The sequence below is a fragment of the Actinoplanes utahensis genome (assembly GCF_016862455.1).
GTDB classification, from domain to species: Bacteria; Actinomycetota; Actinomycetes; order Mycobacteriales; family Micromonosporaceae; genus Actinoplanes; species Actinoplanes utahensis.
In genome coordinates, this window is the sequence record NZ_BOMZ01000018.1 from 82,586 (window position 1) to 96,689 (window position 14,104).

The 14,104-nt window shown below is 70.9% G+C and carries 12 protein-coding genes and 1 tRNA gene; 5 read left to right on the plus strand and 8 right to left on the minus strand.

The window, feature by feature from the left end:
* The first annotated feature begins 66 nt into the window (after window positions 1-66).
* Window positions 67-876: an MOSC domain-containing protein gene (locus Aut01nite_RS05980; RefSeq protein WP_043521918.1), complete on the plus strand. Its 810-nt coding sequence runs from the start codon at window positions 67-69 to the stop codon at window positions 874-876.
* Window positions 877-1,067: 191 nt separating this feature from the next.
* Window positions 1,068-2,042, plus strand: a complete 975-nt coding sequence (locus Aut01nite_RS05985) for an expansin EXLX1 family cellulose-binding protein (protein WP_043521916.1) — start codon at window positions 1,068-1,070, stop codon at window positions 2,040-2,042.
* Window positions 2,043-2,097: 55 nt separating this feature from the next.
* Here Aut01nite_RS05985 and Aut01nite_RS05990 read toward each other — a convergent pair.
* The 4 genes from Aut01nite_RS05990 to Aut01nite_RS06005 form a co-directional block, all read right to left on the minus strand.
* Window positions 2,098-2,172, minus strand: a tRNA-Leu gene (locus tag Aut01nite_RS05990).
* A gap of 199 nt (window positions 2,173-2,371) precedes the next feature.
* Complete coding sequence (locus Aut01nite_RS05995) at window positions 2,372-3,241, minus strand: HNH endonuclease (RefSeq protein WP_083998458.1); 870 nt, start codon at window positions 3,239-3,241, stop codon at window positions 2,372-2,374.
* Between the two features lie 230 nt (window positions 3,242-3,471).
* On the minus strand, window positions 3,472-3,948 hold the full coding sequence (bcp, locus tag Aut01nite_RS06000; protein ID WP_043521914.1) for a thioredoxin-dependent thiol peroxidase: 477 nt from the start codon (window positions 3,946-3,948) through the stop codon (window positions 3,472-3,474).
* Window positions 3,949-3,976: 28 nt separating this feature from the next.
* Window positions 3,977-4,411, minus strand: a complete 435-nt coding sequence (locus Aut01nite_RS06005; protein WP_043521912.1) for an S-adenosylmethionine decarboxylase family protein — start codon at window positions 4,409-4,411, stop codon at window positions 3,977-3,979.
* A gap of 301 nt (window positions 4,412-4,712) precedes the next feature.
* Between Aut01nite_RS06005 and Aut01nite_RS06010 the strand changes: the two genes are divergently transcribed.
* Window positions 4,713-5,099 (plus strand): Asp23/Gls24 family envelope stress response protein, encoded by a 387-nt coding sequence (locus Aut01nite_RS06010; protein ID WP_043522195.1) that lies wholly within the window; start codon window positions 4,713-4,715, stop codon window positions 5,097-5,099.
* Window positions 5,100-5,177: 78 nt separating this feature from the next.
* Here the strand turns inward: Aut01nite_RS06010 and Aut01nite_RS06015 are convergent, their stop codons facing one another.
* The 4 genes from Aut01nite_RS06015 to Aut01nite_RS06030 form a co-directional block, all read right to left on the minus strand.
* Window positions 5,178-6,176 (minus strand): hypothetical protein, encoded by a 999-nt coding sequence (locus Aut01nite_RS06015; protein ID WP_043521911.1) that lies wholly within the window; start codon window positions 6,174-6,176, stop codon window positions 5,178-5,180.
* The gene (locus Aut01nite_RS06020; protein WP_043521910.1) at window positions 6,173-6,919 is read right to left on the minus strand and encodes a DsbA family protein; all 747 of its coding nucleotides are present in this window, start codon (window positions 6,917-6,919) and stop codon (window positions 6,173-6,175) included. The genes Aut01nite_RS06015 and Aut01nite_RS06020 overlap by 4 nt, the downstream gene beginning before the upstream one ends.
* Window positions 6,916-7,407 carry a MauE/DoxX family redox-associated membrane protein gene (locus Aut01nite_RS06025; RefSeq protein WP_043522194.1) on the minus strand — a complete coding sequence of 164 codons (492 nt, stop codon included), beginning with the start codon at window positions 7,405-7,407 and terminating at the stop codon, window positions 6,916-6,918. The genes Aut01nite_RS06020 and Aut01nite_RS06025 overlap by 4 nt, the downstream gene beginning before the upstream one ends.
* A gap of 86 nt (window positions 7,408-7,493) precedes the next feature.
* Window positions 7,494-8,042 carry a sigma-70 family RNA polymerase sigma factor gene (locus tag Aut01nite_RS06030; protein WP_043521909.1) on the minus strand — a complete coding sequence of 183 codons (549 nt, stop codon included), beginning with the start codon at window positions 8,040-8,042 and terminating at the stop codon, window positions 7,494-7,496.
* A 56-nt stretch (window positions 8,043-8,098) separates the two neighbouring features.
* On the opposite strand from Aut01nite_RS06030, the gene Aut01nite_RS06035 reads away from it, so the two are divergent.
* Window positions 8,099-9,763 (plus strand): copper resistance CopC/CopD family protein, encoded by a 1,665-nt coding sequence (locus tag Aut01nite_RS06035; protein ID WP_043521907.1) that lies wholly within the window; start codon window positions 8,099-8,101, stop codon window positions 9,761-9,763.
* A 456-nt stretch (window positions 9,764-10,219) separates the two neighbouring features.
* Complete coding sequence (locus Aut01nite_RS44220) at window positions 10,220-13,906, plus strand: hypothetical protein (protein WP_152628456.1); 3,687 nt, start codon at window positions 10,220-10,222, stop codon at window positions 13,904-13,906.
* Window positions 13,907-14,104: the final 198 nt, after the last annotated feature.

The window sequence follows — 14,104 nt, forward strand, 5'->3', positions numbered from 1 at the left end:
GGAGGGGTAGTCATGATCACTGAACGGACGGCCAAATCGGGATAGCCGTTATGGCAGTCTGAGGACATGCGGATCTCGGCGCTCCACACGTACCCCGTCAAGGGATGCCACCGCCTCGATCACCACGAAGCCCGGGTCGAGCCGTGGGGCCTCGCCGGCGACCGCCGCTGGATGATCGTCGACCCCGACGGCGTCGGCATCACCCAGCGCGACACGCCCCGCCTCACCCAGCTCGCCGCCCGCCCACGCCCCGGCGGCCTCACCCTCGGCGCCGGCGGCCTCGCCGACCTGGACATCGCCGAACCCACCGACGGCGCCAAGATCCAGGTGCGGGTGTTCCGCAACAAGGAACCCGTCCCCGCCCGCCTCGCCGACACCGAGTGGATCTCCGCCTTCCTCGGCCACGAAGCCCGCCTCGTCTGGCAGGCCGACCCCACCGCCCGCACCGTCCACGACCACGCCCAACCCGGCGACCGGGTCAGCCTCGCCGACGGCTACCCCGTCCTCCTCGCCAACACCGCCTCCCTCGACGCCGTCAACGACTGGCTCGCCGAGGCCGGTGACCAACCCGTCCCCATGCACCGCTTCCGGCCCAACCTCGTCGTCGACGGCGCACCCGCCTGGGCCGAGGACCACTGGATCGGCCGCACCCTGCACATCGGCGAGACCACCTTCCGTGTCGCCAAAGCCTGCGCACGCTGCCGGGTCACCACCATCGACCAGGAGACCGGCGAAACCGGCCGGCAGCCGCTGCACGTCCTCGGCCGGCACCGCCGCGTCGGCCAAGGACTGCTGTTCGCCGTCAACCTCATCCCCGACCTGCCCGCCGGCCACACCACCACGATCCGCGTCGGCGACCCGGTCACCCCCGACTGATCACGGTCACCCGACTAGCCACGGCCGCTCCGGCTGATCGCGGTCACCCCGGTCGATCACGGTCACCCCCCGGTTGATCACGGTCACCACGACTGATCATGGGAGCGCGATCACTCGAGCTGATGACCCTGCCTTAGGAGAGTCTTAGGAGAGTTGCCCCCGGCCCGCCACGGCGACCAGGATGCCAGGTCGTGAGTGCTCATCGACCGAAGTTCCCCGCCCGCTGGCTCGCTGCCGGCGGCGCCGCCGTCCTGGCCGGCATCCTCGGCGTCGCCATGCTCCTGCAGAACAGTGGATCCGCGTGCGCCGCGCCGCCGAGCACCACCGCCAAATCCGGCAAGGCCACCTTCTACGACCTGGCCGGCACCTCCGGCAACTGCTCCTTCGAGGTGCCCGCCGACGACCTGTACGTGGCCCTCGGCCCCACCGAATACTCCGCGGGCGCCTCCTGCGGGGCCTACCTCGACGTCACCGGCCCCAAAGGCAAGGTCCGCGTCAAGGTCTTCGACTCCTGCCCCGAATGCCCCGCCGGCCACATCGACCTGAGCCGCACCGCCTTCAAGAAGATCGGCGCCGAGATCGACGGCATCATCCCGATCAAATACAAGCTGGTCACCAACCCGGCCACCCCCGCCGGCATCAGCGTGCGGATCAAGGAGGGCGCGTCCCGGTACTGGTTCGCCGCCCGCATCGACAACCACGCCAACCTGCTCAGCTCAGTGAAGGTCGCCAGCGGCGGCGGCAGCTTCAAGACCGCCCACCGCACCGACTTCAACTACTGGCTGATCGACGCCGGCGCCGGTTCCGGCCCCTTCAAAATCAAGATCACCGACGTGTACGGCAACACCACCACCGTCTCCGGCATCACGATGTCCCCCGGAACCGTCCAGAAGACCGGCACCCGCATCACCGGCGGCTCCACCACCGCCACCACCACCGAGAAGACGAGCCCCCCGACCAAGGCCACCACCTCCGCCGCGACCAAGGCCAAGACCTCGGCCCCGGCCTCCCCGTCGGCGGCAGCTGCCGGCGCCAAGGCCGCTCCGCTCCTGGAATCCGCCTCCACTGCCCCTAGCGCCGTCGGGGCCGTTCCGACCGAAACCCCCGCCGACCAGCCCCTGGTCAATCTCGCCGCCGCCGACCAGCCGGCCAACGCCTCCTGCTGAAGCAGCAACGGGTCGCCTCATCGGTCGATGACCGACGAGGCGACCCGTTCGTCTGTAGGGCCGGCGGGACTCGAACCCGCACTGTCACGGACCTAAACCGTGTGCCTGCTGCCAATTGGGCTACGGCCCCTCAGAGGCATAAATGTACACATCCTGTCGAGGTTCCTGTCGAGGCGGGAGCCGTCTTCCTGGCAGATTCCCGGTCGGGTGACACCTTCGTCGTTTGCTCCGCCGTCGGCCCGGCAGGCGAAGTACCGGTAACCGATTGCAGGACGCGTGGAGTCGCCGGAATCAGTGATGTGTCCTTGTGGAGTGCCGCTGTCCGTCGACTAGGCCTCCAGGGTGGCCGACTGGCTCTTCCGAAGAATAACCGCGACCGTGGTCGCCGAGATGGTGATGGGCCGTGACGGCCTGACGCGGAGGGATGCCGCCAATCTCCGTGTGCCCCACGTCGGATGCGCTTGCGCGAAAGCTATGACCTCGGCGCGGTCGGGGGCGGAGATCCGGCCCTGCCGGGGTGCAGGCGTGAGGGTGCCCCATGCCGCCAAGCGATGCGTCAGTGTGTTCACGTAGCTGTGATTGCAGCCGAGTGCGCGGGCGGCATCGGTGACGCTCAACCGGCTTTGCTGCACCTGGCGAACGATCTCGATCCTCGCCTCCTCGGTGAGCGCTTCGAGCTCATTCGGCGGATCGCCCTGTCCATTGGCTCGGGTGAGCGGGTCGTGCTGTTCTGCTCGACTGCGGCCAGCGAAGTTCGCTGTCTGGCTGTGACAGTTGGGGCAGAGAAGACGCAGATTGTCAGGTCGGTTGTCGAGGAAGTCGCCGTTGATGTGGTCGACATGCAGGACCAGCGGCCTGCCGTTGTAGATGGTTCCGCAACCGCACCATGCGCAGTGTTCGGGTACGCCGATGTTGGTAAGAGCCGTCCGTAACCGTTTCCCTGGGACTCGACGAGAGCCTTCCGGGAGTCGCTGCAGGCGCTCGCGTCTCGGCACGTTACGGAGGTTGTGGTCACCGAGGTTGTGGGCGGACCCGGTGAAGTGTGACGTGTCGATGCCGAGTTGCTTCAATCGTCGGCTGATATGTGAGTGTGAACCGCCGGCTGGACGCAGACCCAGCATGCGCAGCACCCCAGCGATGCTGGTGGAGTGGGTGGCTGCTGCGGCGAGCACGTCGGCTGTGTAATTCGCCCTTGGCATGCGAACAGCTTACACAAGCCAATAGTCTCGTGTCACTAGTCTTGCGTCATCTCTCTGAAGCCGCGTGAAAGGTGCACGGCGGCCGCCTTGTGGGTTGGCTACCACATGACGGCCGCCGTGAGTCCGGGTCGCATCTTGCCGGAAAGGAGCTGCGATTGCTCTCCCCATCGGCCGGGACGGCCCGGAGTTGTGGGTTTCCGCCGACCTTTCCAGTCAGCGGGATTCGCCGGTCAGTCCAGGCCGAGGTCGCGGCGGAGTTTGGCGACGTGGCCGGTGGCCTTGACGTTGTAGAGGGCGCGTTCGATCGCGCCGTTCTCGTCGATGACGAAGGTGGAGCGGATGACGCCGGTGACGGTCTTTCCGTACAGCTGCTTCTCGCCGAAGGCGCCGTAGGCGGTCAGGACGCTCTTGTCCTCGTCGCTGACCAGGGGGAACGTGATGGCGTCGTGTTCGCGGAACTTGGCCAGTTTGGCGGGTTTGTCGGGAGAGATGCCGACCACCTCGTAACCGGCGGCCTGGAGGGAGGCGAGCGAGTCGCGGAAGTCGCAGGCTTGTTTGGTGCAGCCGGGCGTCATGGCGGCCGGGTACGCGTACAGCACGACCTTGCGCCCGCGCAGGTCCTTGAGGGAGAGGCTGTCGCCGGTGTCGGTCGGCAGGGTGAAGTCGGGCGCGGCGTCGCCGGCGCTGAGACGCACGTTGTCTGTCATGTGACTGAGGTTAGTGCGGTGCGGTTGTTCAGGCGGCTCGCTGTCCGCTCCAGAGCGTTCGTGCGGCGGTGAGGTCGCGGGGCCATTCCTCGCCGCGGCGGGTGAGGGTGCGTTCGCTGATCTCGTAGTCGCCGACGAGGCGGTGGAATTCGGCGAGCACGTCGGCTTCGCGGAACGGTTTGCAGGAGAAGACGTTGACGAGGATCTCCCGCAGGTGGGGGTAGGTGTGGATGGCGGCGTGCGATTCGGCGAGGATGACGACGGCTGATTTTCCGGCTTTCTCGGGTGGGCCGTCCTCGGTGGCGATGAGCGGGCCGGCGATGACGGTCATGCCGATCCGGCCGACCAGGTCGCGCATGAACCGGGTGAGGGTGGCGTCGTCGTCGAGGAGCCGGGTGTCGGCGATGTGTGAGAGCCGGAGCGTGAGCTCGTCCCCGTAATGGTCGCTTCCTTGCGAGGGCATCGTTCCTCCTCGAGCAATTGCGGTGACCGTACGTTAGCAATTCCTCGCACTGCGTGCCGTGCCAATTATCGACTTCTGTGGATTCCGTTTCGCGGATATTCCGTGGGCGGTCATCGCGCGCCCGGAAAGCCGTTCCGGAACGGAAACGACGGCATTGGCAACTGGTTCTGCGCACGGAGTACCAGCCTCGGGATAGCCGGGGATCGCCCGTCTTGAGTACGCTCCCGGCGAGCGGTGACAGGCGAGAGCCGAGATGTGACAAGCGCGCCGGAACGCGGCGTCGAGAGTGGAGATCAGGGCGATGAGCGAGGCTACGGACGGCACCATCCCGGCGGGCACCACCCCGGCCGGCACCACGACCGTCTCCAGCGAGGTGGTCGAGAAGATCACCGTCGCCGCGGCGAAGGCCGTGCCGGGTGTCGCGGAGCTCGGCGGCGACGTGGCCCGCTTCTTCAACAGCGTCCTCGACCGGGTCGGCCTGGACAGCGTCGGCGACGCGAGCCGCGGGGTGTCGGCGAAGGTGTCCGGCTCCGACGTCACGGTGAATGTGGTGCTGGTCCTGGAGGCCGGCCGGGTCGTCGCCGAGGTGACCGCCGCGGTCCAGGCGAAGGTCATCGAGGCCCTGCAGGGTTACGGCTTGAACGTCCTGGCCGTCAACGTCGACGTCGACGACATCGCCGGAGTCTGACGCCGGGTCCGGCTGGTTCTCCGCGCTGTCTCGGCCGCGCGGAGACGGCGCGGAGAACCAGCCGGGGGTGACCGGAAGTCACGGCACCGGCTGAGCCGGCGCCGGTTCCGGGGCCGGGGTGGGGACGGCGGCGCGGAGCCGGAGCACGCCGGTGAGGGCGAGACCGGCGCCCGCGCCGATGGCGACGGCGACGGCGACGCGGGGGAACCATCCCGGGCCGGCCGACGGGACGACCGCGGCGAAGAAGACGTCGGCGCTGCCGAAACCGGCGAACGCGGCGAGCACGAAACCGGCGAGGGTCAGGAAGAACGGCGGCGGGCGGTACGCGGCCGCGCAGGCGAGCAGGCCCGCGACGATCGGGACGCCGGCCCATCCGCCGCCGTCCAGGACGGTCGTCACGACGTACCCCAGGGTGGTCAGGCCGCCGGCGACCGCGAGCGGGCCGGCGGACCGTGGCCACCGCGAGGCCAGGACGGTGACGGCGAGGCCCAGCAGAGCGGCGCCGGTCCACCAGGCCCAGGCGCGCGGCGGTGGCTCGTAGTCGAGGGTGCCCTGGATGTCGAAGGTCCGCACCTGGTCGCGCAGCGGCACGGCCCATTCGCGCAGCCGGTGCCGCTGGTCCGGGGCGGCGGCGGCCACGGGTGGCGGGCCGGCCTCGGTCCACAGGATGCGCTGGTCGTGCCAGCGGACGGTGGTGTCGCCGGAGATCCGGCGCCAGGACGGCGCCGAGGTGGGGTTCGCGGCGGGTGGGACGGGGGTCTCGCCGCCGAGGGTCTCGTTGACGTACGTGGCCGGCGAGTTCACGTTCTCGTAGGCGCCGTCCGGGCGCACCTCCAGGTACGGCTCACCGGAGTAGCCGAGGACCTCGATGGTGCGGCCGGTGGTGTTGCTGAGCTCGAGGCGGGCGCCGCCCTCGACGACCCGGACGGTGAGGCCGTCCATCGGGCTGCTCAGCCCGGTGACGGTGATCCGGTAGTCGCTGACCGAGGCGGTGTCGCCGACGTGCGCGGACGCGGGGGTGGCCGGCACGAGAACCGTGCCGGCCACCGCGAGGGCCCAGAGGAGGAGCCGTCTCACCCGGCCGCCTTGCCGATGGTCTCGGTGACCAGGGCGGTGTCCGGAACGGTGTCGTTCGGCCCGGTCAGCTTCTCGCCGCCGACCACGATGGTCGGGGTGCCGGTGTAGCCTTTCGCGGCGAATTTCTCGGTCGCCTGCGCTGCCCATGCCTTGTAGGTTCCCCCGTTCACCGCATCGGTGAAAGTTTCGCTGGTCAGGCCGATGCCGGCGGCCAGCTCGAGCATCGCCGCGTCGGTGAGGCCGTCGGTGTTCTCCGCCGGCCGGTTGGCGTAGAGCGCGTCGTGGAACTCGACGAACTTACCGGCCTCGGCGGCGGCCGCGGACGCGGCGGCGGCGCGGGTCGAGTACGCGGTGCCGTTGGAGAACCGGTCCAGGATCGCCACCGGGTGGAACCGCAGGGTGATCTTGCCGTCGGTGGCCAGCTGCTTCAGCGTGGGCCCGGTGGTCTCCTCGAAGCTGCCGCAGGCCGGGCACATGAAGTCCTCGTAGATGTCGACCGTGACCGGGCCGCTGCCGACGGCGAAGGCGGTGCCGTCGTCGACGGCCGAGGCGGGAGCGGTGGCGGCGGCGGTGGTGTCGTCCTGGCCGCTGAGCTTGGTGTACCCGATCAGGCCGGCGACGAAGAGGACGAGGACCACGGCGACGGAGGTCCACAGCGTCACGGTGCGGCGCCGCTCGCGGGCCTTCTGCTCGGCGACGATCTGGCGCGCCTTGACGGCCCGATCCTTGCTGCCCTTGCTCATCGATCCCCCAATAGGACGCCGTCGACGGAGAACCGGGTGCGCGGCCACCGGACCAGGAACCCGGAGAGTGCCAGGAACGCCAGGTCACGCAGGATGTCGATGCCGTACGCCGTACCCACGCCTTCGGCCAGTTGGCCGCCGGTGCTGAAGCAGCCGCAGTCGATCCGCAGCCCGCGCGCCCACGCCTGGGCGATGCCGGCGATGAAGACCGTCATCAGCACCGCCGAGATCGCGGCGGTCAGCCGGGTGGACAGGCCGATCAGCAGTAGGAGCCCGAGCGCGATCTCCAGGAACGGCTGGACCGCGCCGACCACCTTGGCGGTGTCGTAGGACATCAGGTCGTAGGCGTGGACGGCCCGGGCCGAGGCGGCCAGGTCGCCGACCTTGAGCGAGCCCGCGACCAGCCAGACGGCGGCGAGGCCGACCCGTGCGGCGGTGCCGATCCACGGCCAGGCCACGGCCATCCGGCTCTGCCGTGCGGTTTCCATGGTCACCTCGGGTAGTCGGAATCCGGGACGTTCCGGTTCCCGGCAATCTTGACCCGAGAAGCTGAGAGAAAGATGGGCCTTTGGTCCTAGCTTGCCCGGGCTTGTGCCACCGCGGTGATCAGCTCGTCGCGGGCCCGCGCGACCCGGGAGCGGATGGTGCCGACCGGGACGGACTCGACCTCGGCCGCCTCCGCGTACGACAACCCGAGCACCTGGGTCAGCAGGAACGCGGTCCGCCGCTCCTCGCTCAGCCGGCTGAGCAGGTCGGCGCTGGTGAGCCGGTGCGCCGGGTCGGGGACGGGCATCTCGGTGGCGGCCTGTGCGGCGAGCCGGGCGTCGAGCCGCCGGCGGCGCACCACCGTGCGCAGGTGGTCGGCGCAGGTGCGGCGGGCGATGCCGAGCAGCCAGGTGCGGACGCTGGACCGGCCGGCGAACGTGTCCAGGGCACGGAACGCCCGCAGGTAGGTCTCCTGGGTCAGGTCGTCGGCCACACCGGCGTCGACGAGCGCCGCCGTGAACCGCCAGACCTCGGCCTGGGTGGCGCGCACGAACGCCGCCTGCGCCGCCGGGTCGCCGTCGCGGGCGGCCAGCGCCAGCGCGGTGGTCTCGTCGGTCTCTGCGTCACCAGCCGTCACGAGGCGTCATGGTACGCGCTCCGGCACCCTCGATGGGTATCTGGAACCATGCAGGGATGCCAGTCATGACCGTTGACCGTCGCCGGGTACTCGCCGTGCTGGCCGGACTGCTGATCGGATTGTTCGGGCCGTTGCTGATCGGGGCGCCGGCGAGCGCGCACGCCGCGCTGACCGCCAGCGACCCGAACAACGGTTCCACCATTCCGGACGCGCCGAACAAGGTCACCCTCACGTTCAGTGAGTCGGTGCAGCTCATCCAGGGCAAGATCCGGGTGCTGGCGCCGGACGGCTCCCGCGCCGACCAGGGCGAGCCGTCGGTCAGCGGCTCGCAGGTGACCATCCCGCTGCGCAACGGCGGCGGCCGGGGAACGTACCTGGTCACCTACCGGGTCACCTCGGCCGACAGCCATCCGGTCGCGGGCACCCTCACCTACTCGGTGGGCGCCGCGTCGACCCCGCCCTCGGCGGACTCGGACGCCGAGGTGGCGGTGGATCCGGTGGTCCGTGCGCTCATTCCCACAGGCAAATTCCTGGGGTACGCCGGACTCGTGCTCCTGGTCGGCCCGGTGCTCGTCCTCGCCCTGCTGTGGCCGCACCGGCTGGAGCGCCGCGGACCCGGCCGACTGGTCTGGACCGGCATCGGGCTGGTGGTCGGCAGCACCCTGCTGGGACTGTGGCTACAGGCCCCGTACACCCTCGGCACCGGCCTTTTCGACGTCACCGTCAGTGACATTCGGGATGTGCTAGGCAGCACCTTCGGCGCGGTCATGCTGGTCCGTCTCGGCGTGGTCACGGCCGCCGCCTTCCTGCTGCGCCCGCTGCTCGTCGGCACCGGCGGCGCCGAGTCCCGCCTGGACCTGGCGCTGCTCGGCGTGCTCGGCGTGGCGGCCCTGGCCACGTGGCCGTTGACCGGGCACCCGACCGCCTCGCCGGTGGCCGGGGTATCGGTGGTGATCGATGCCCTGCATCTGGCCGCGATGGCGGTCTGGCTGGGCGGCCTGGTGATGCTCTTCGGGTTCCTGCTGCCACAGGCGAACGCCCGCGAACTCGGGGCCATCCTGCCGATCTGGTCACGCTGGGCGATGACCGCGGTCGGCGCGCTGATCTTCGCCGGGGTGGTGCAGGCGCTGATCGAGGTGTCTACCTTGGACGGCCTGATCAACAGCACCTACGGCCGGATGATCCTGGCCAAGGTCGGCATCGCGGCGGTGGTGATCGGCATCGCCGCCTGGTCGCGCCGACTGGTCGCCTCGCGGGTCGCCGAGGAGAACCCGTCGCGGCTGCGCCGGGTGGTGGTGGCCGAGCTGGCGCTCACCGCCGTGGTGCTCGGGGTGACGTCGTTCCTGGTGCAGGAGCCGCCGCCGCGGACCGCGCAGGCCGCCGAGACCGGCCCGGTCAGCACGAACGTGACCCAGACCCTGACCTCGGACAAGATGTCCCTGAAGGTGGACGTCTTCCCGGCCAAGGTCGGCAACAATTCGATCCATCTGTACGCCTACACGCCGGACAACAGACCCCAGACGGTCGTCGAGTGGAAGGCCGCCGCGGCGCTGCCGGCCAAGGGCATCGAACCGATCGAGATCCCGCTGCTGAGGATCAGCGACTACCACGCGATCGGGGACATCGGGTTGCCGATGGCGGGGGAGTGGACGCTCAAGTTCACCGCCCGTACCAGCGAAATCGATCAGAGCACCCTGACCATGACCGCCAAGATCTCCTGACGCGCCGCTTTCCCGGAAAGAGGCCCGGCCCGCAAGGGGCCGGGCCTCTTTCATATCTATCGGGCATACGCATGCCGGTTTGACCACTTTGGGGTTATTTGCATCTGTATGGTCTCCGCAGTACGGCCCGGGAAGGGGGAGAGACAAATGCGGGTGTTCCGCACGATCCTCGGCATGGTGTCACTGACCACCGGACTGCCCGCGCTGCTGGCCGGCGGCGGCCTGTGGGCAGTCATGCAGCACCGCGACCCGGGAGGCGCCTACAGCGCCGAACTCCAACGGCTCACCGTCCCCGGGTACGCCCTCGTCGTCCCCGACGTCGACCGGCTGCTGCGCGACCGCGCCCCGTTCACCCGCATCGGCGAGAGCGAACTCGGGCTGTCCGCCGTCACCGTCGACGGCCAGGCGTTCCTCGGCCTCGCCCCGTCCGACGAGGTCGCCCGCTACCTGGCCGGAGTGCCGTACAGCCAGGTCGACGGCATCGACATCGGCACCGGCGCCCTACCCGTGAGCACGCAGCAGATCCCCGGCCGGCGCGGCCCCGCCGCCCCACCCGGAACCCTGAACTTCTGGACCGCCGACGGCACCGGCCAGCTCGCCTTCAACCCGGACGACCTGGACGACCGCCCGTACAGCCTGGTCGTGATGAACCCCGCCGCCCGCCCGGTGGTCCGGCTCGCCGCGATCGCCGAGGTCCGGCCCGGCTGGCTCGGCTCCGGCGTCTGGGGCTTCCTCACCCTCGGCACCCTGCTGGTGATGGGCGGCGTGATCGTCCTGGTCTGGCCGGGCCGCCGCCGCGAGGTCGTATACGTCGTCGAACCCAACCAGGTCCCCGAACTCATGCGCGCCATCGGCGCCCCACTGCCCCTGCCGGGCGGCGTCGCCTACTTCGCCGGACCCCGCGGCGGAGCCCACCGGCCGCGCACCCTCGCCGACTCCCGCCCGACCCGGCCACCGGCCCTGCCCCAGTTCGCCTGGCCACCGAAAGCGTCGGCCGCGCTGCCCGCCTCCACCACCGCACCGGCCCCCGGCGCCGCCGGATCCCTCGCCGCCGCCACCCTCACCGGCATCCCGACAAGCCCAGCCCCCGCCTCCTCCGGTGCCCCTTCGACCGGCTCGGCCCCCGCCTCCTCCGGTGCCCCTTCGGCCGGCTCGGCCCCCGCCGCCGCGACCGGTTCCCCGCGGACCGGCTCGGCCACCGCACTGATCTCCGGCTCCCCTGTAGGGGCGGCGTCAAACCCGGGTGTCACTACCTCGGTCGGCGCGCACGCGAGCGTGACTTCTCTCGCCGGCACGCACTCGGGTGTCACTTCTCCGGTCGGCGCGCGCGCGGGCGCTACTTCTCCCGCTGGCGCTGCTTCTCCCGCTGGCGCGCATGCGGGTGCCGGTTCGCATGTCGCCGTCGCTTCTCAGGGCGGCGCGCACGCGGGTATGACCGCTCAGAACAGCGCGCCTGCCGGTCTCGCTTTCCATGCCGCTGGAGACGGGGGTGTCGCTTCCCATGCCGGGGTACCGGCCGTCGGCGCGCCCGCCGGAGCCGCGACCCCGGCCCCGGGCCAGCCGCTGAGCCTGATCGGCGACATGCCCGCCACATCCGGCCTCCATCCCGGACCGGTGCCCGCCCGCCGCGGTGATCATCGCCGCCCCACCGCGGGAGACCTGGGAGAGTTCCGCGCCACCGCGGTCGGCGCCTGGGTAGCCGCCACCGCCCCGGAACGCGCCCGCCAAACCGAAGCCCGAGCCGCCGCCCGCCTCGCCGAGGCCGCCCGCCGCAACGCCGGCAAGTTCACCCCCACCCAGGCCGGCAGCCGCAACATGCCCCCGCTCGGCATTCCGATCGCGGCCCCGCGCCGCAGCGACCGCCCCACCCCCGCAGACGCGACTTCCGCGTCCGCCATCACCGCTGAGCAGACGCCGCACCTCGCACCCACCGAGCCGCTCCAGCCGGACACCGCCACCGACACTGCGCCGGACACCGCCACCGACACTGCGCCGGATGCCGCAACCGTCGCCGCAGCCGTGGGGCCGGACATCGCCACGGCCGCGCCGGACAGCGCAGCTACCGCGCTGAACGCCACGACCACCGCGCCGGATGCCGCAATCGCTGCCTCGGATAGCGCCATGGCTGCGCCGGACGCCGCAGCCGGCACCGCGTCGGTCGCGGCCGTTCCGGATGCGGAGAAGCAGTTCCCGTCGGTCGCGGCTGCCCCGAAAGGGACGGGAGAGCGGCTCGAACCGGCCAATACTCCCGATGCCGTACGCGCGGACGCCCCGTCTGAATCGAAGGCCCCGACGGCACGGGTGGCCTTGCACACCGGTCCAGCCGTCACCGACTGGATGGCCACCTCGACGACCCGCCTAGGCCCGCCTCCCGCTTCCCGGCCGTCGCCAAGGCAGACCCCCTCTGTCGAGCAGGAATCGATGAAGGCCGCCGAAGCAGCTCCGGCCGCCCCGCCGGCGTGGCCGCCGGTCGGCGAGCCGACCAAGAAGTCCGCCCCGATGCGGGACGAACGCTCGTCGGTGGAGAAGTCGGAAGGGCAGCAGAAGTCGGGCGAGGTTCAGAAGTCCGGTGGGGTGCAGGAGCCGGGCGTGGCACCGAAGGCAGCACACCGGGCTCCGGTCACCGAGCGCCTGGCCAACCGCGAGGTGCTGAAGTCAGACCGGGCGGAGAAGCCGGGCGAGGCACAGGAGCCGGGCGAGGACCTGGAGTCGGGTGTGGTGCAGAGGCCAGGCCAGGCGCGGGAGTCGGGCGAGGGTCTGACGTCGGGCGAGGTTCACAGGACAGGCCAGGGGCGGGAGTCGGGCGAGGCGGAAGAGTCAGGGACGGCAGAGGTGACGGAGACGCAGGGCGATCGTCGGCCCATCGTTCCGGTTCCGGCCATCCCCGGCACGCCCGGTGTCGCCACCTCTATCCCTGAGTCGACCGCCGTTGTCCGCATGGATGAGGCGGATGGAGCCCGTTCGTCCATCCACGCCGTAGAGGCCGCGATCCCGGTGCTGGACCTGTCCGCCAAGGGCGAGTCCACCCAGAATCAGCCCCCCCAGAATCAGCCCACCCCGAACCGTTCCACCCCGGATCAGCCCGCACAGCGCGAGTCCATCCGGGATCAATCCAGTCAGATTCCGGCTGGCCCCGACTCGGCTGGCCCAGACCCGGCCGACCGGAACGCCGGCGCGACCGAATCGGCGGCTGCCGTGGTGGGAGAAGAGAAAGCCCGTCCTGACCGGGTTCGTGCTGGCCAGGAGCCTCGCGCGTCTGTGCACATCGTCGAGACGGATGGTCCGGCGGCTCTCGGAACGGGGCCGGCTCCGGTTCCCACACAGGGGCTGGTTTCCGGTAGGACCGCGGAAAGCGCGCCCAAGGGACGGGCCACAGCCGGTTCCGAGAACCATGTCGCCGGAGAAACCGAAGGGAGCGCCGCCGAACCGGCTCGCACTGCCGAGGGTCAGACCGCGGCTCGTGCCAAGGAGAACGGTGGTTCGGGACGGGTGAAGAAGGGCACCGCAGCGAAGAACGGCGAGGAGCGCCTGATGGCCCGTGCCGCGGGACGCACCACCGGCAAAGGCGCACCCGCCCGCCCGGCCCCGGCGGCCCGGCGCGCTCCGGCCGCCTGGATCAAGGCTGCCGAGTCCGTGGCGGCTCGTGTCGGTGCCGGTCGAGCGGGCGCTGAAGCCGTACTCCCCAAGGGTCGGGCCGACACCGACCCGGCACCTGCCGCAAGTGCGACTGCGGCCGGGCACACGACACCTGCCGTAGGCACGACCACCGCTGGGGGTGAGGCGCCTGCCGCGAGTGCGACTGCGGCCGGGCCCACGGCACCTGCCGTGAGTGTGGCCTCGGGCGTGGAGGTCGCTTCCTCCGCGGATGTGGCTTCGAGCGAGAGCGGCGCTGCTGCTGCGGAGGGTGCTCCGGGCGTAGACGCTGCTCCGGGCGTGGAGCGGGAGGCCGGTGGAAGCCGGACCCTCAGCTACCGCGAGGAAGCCGCTGAGCTGCTGGCCAGGAACGGTGGCGGACCCCGCCGTCGGCGGACCGTCGCGGGGCAGGCCAAGGGCAAGACCGCGCCTGGCCCGAAGCCCGAGCCGGCTCCGAAGGGGGCCGAGCAGAGGACTGCCGGTCCGCGGAAGCAGCCGAAGACCGACTGAGTACGGAACCAAGAAGTGGGCCGCCCCACCGGGGCGGCCCACTTTGCTCTGCGGCCGGACGGAAGGCAAAAGCGGCTGCTCGGACGGAACGGAGAAGCGGCCGTCCGGATCGAGCGGAGGAGTGGTCGTCCGGATGGAGTGAGCTGCGGCCGTTCGGACGGAGAGGAGAAGCGGCCGTCGGGGTGGAGCGAGCTGCCG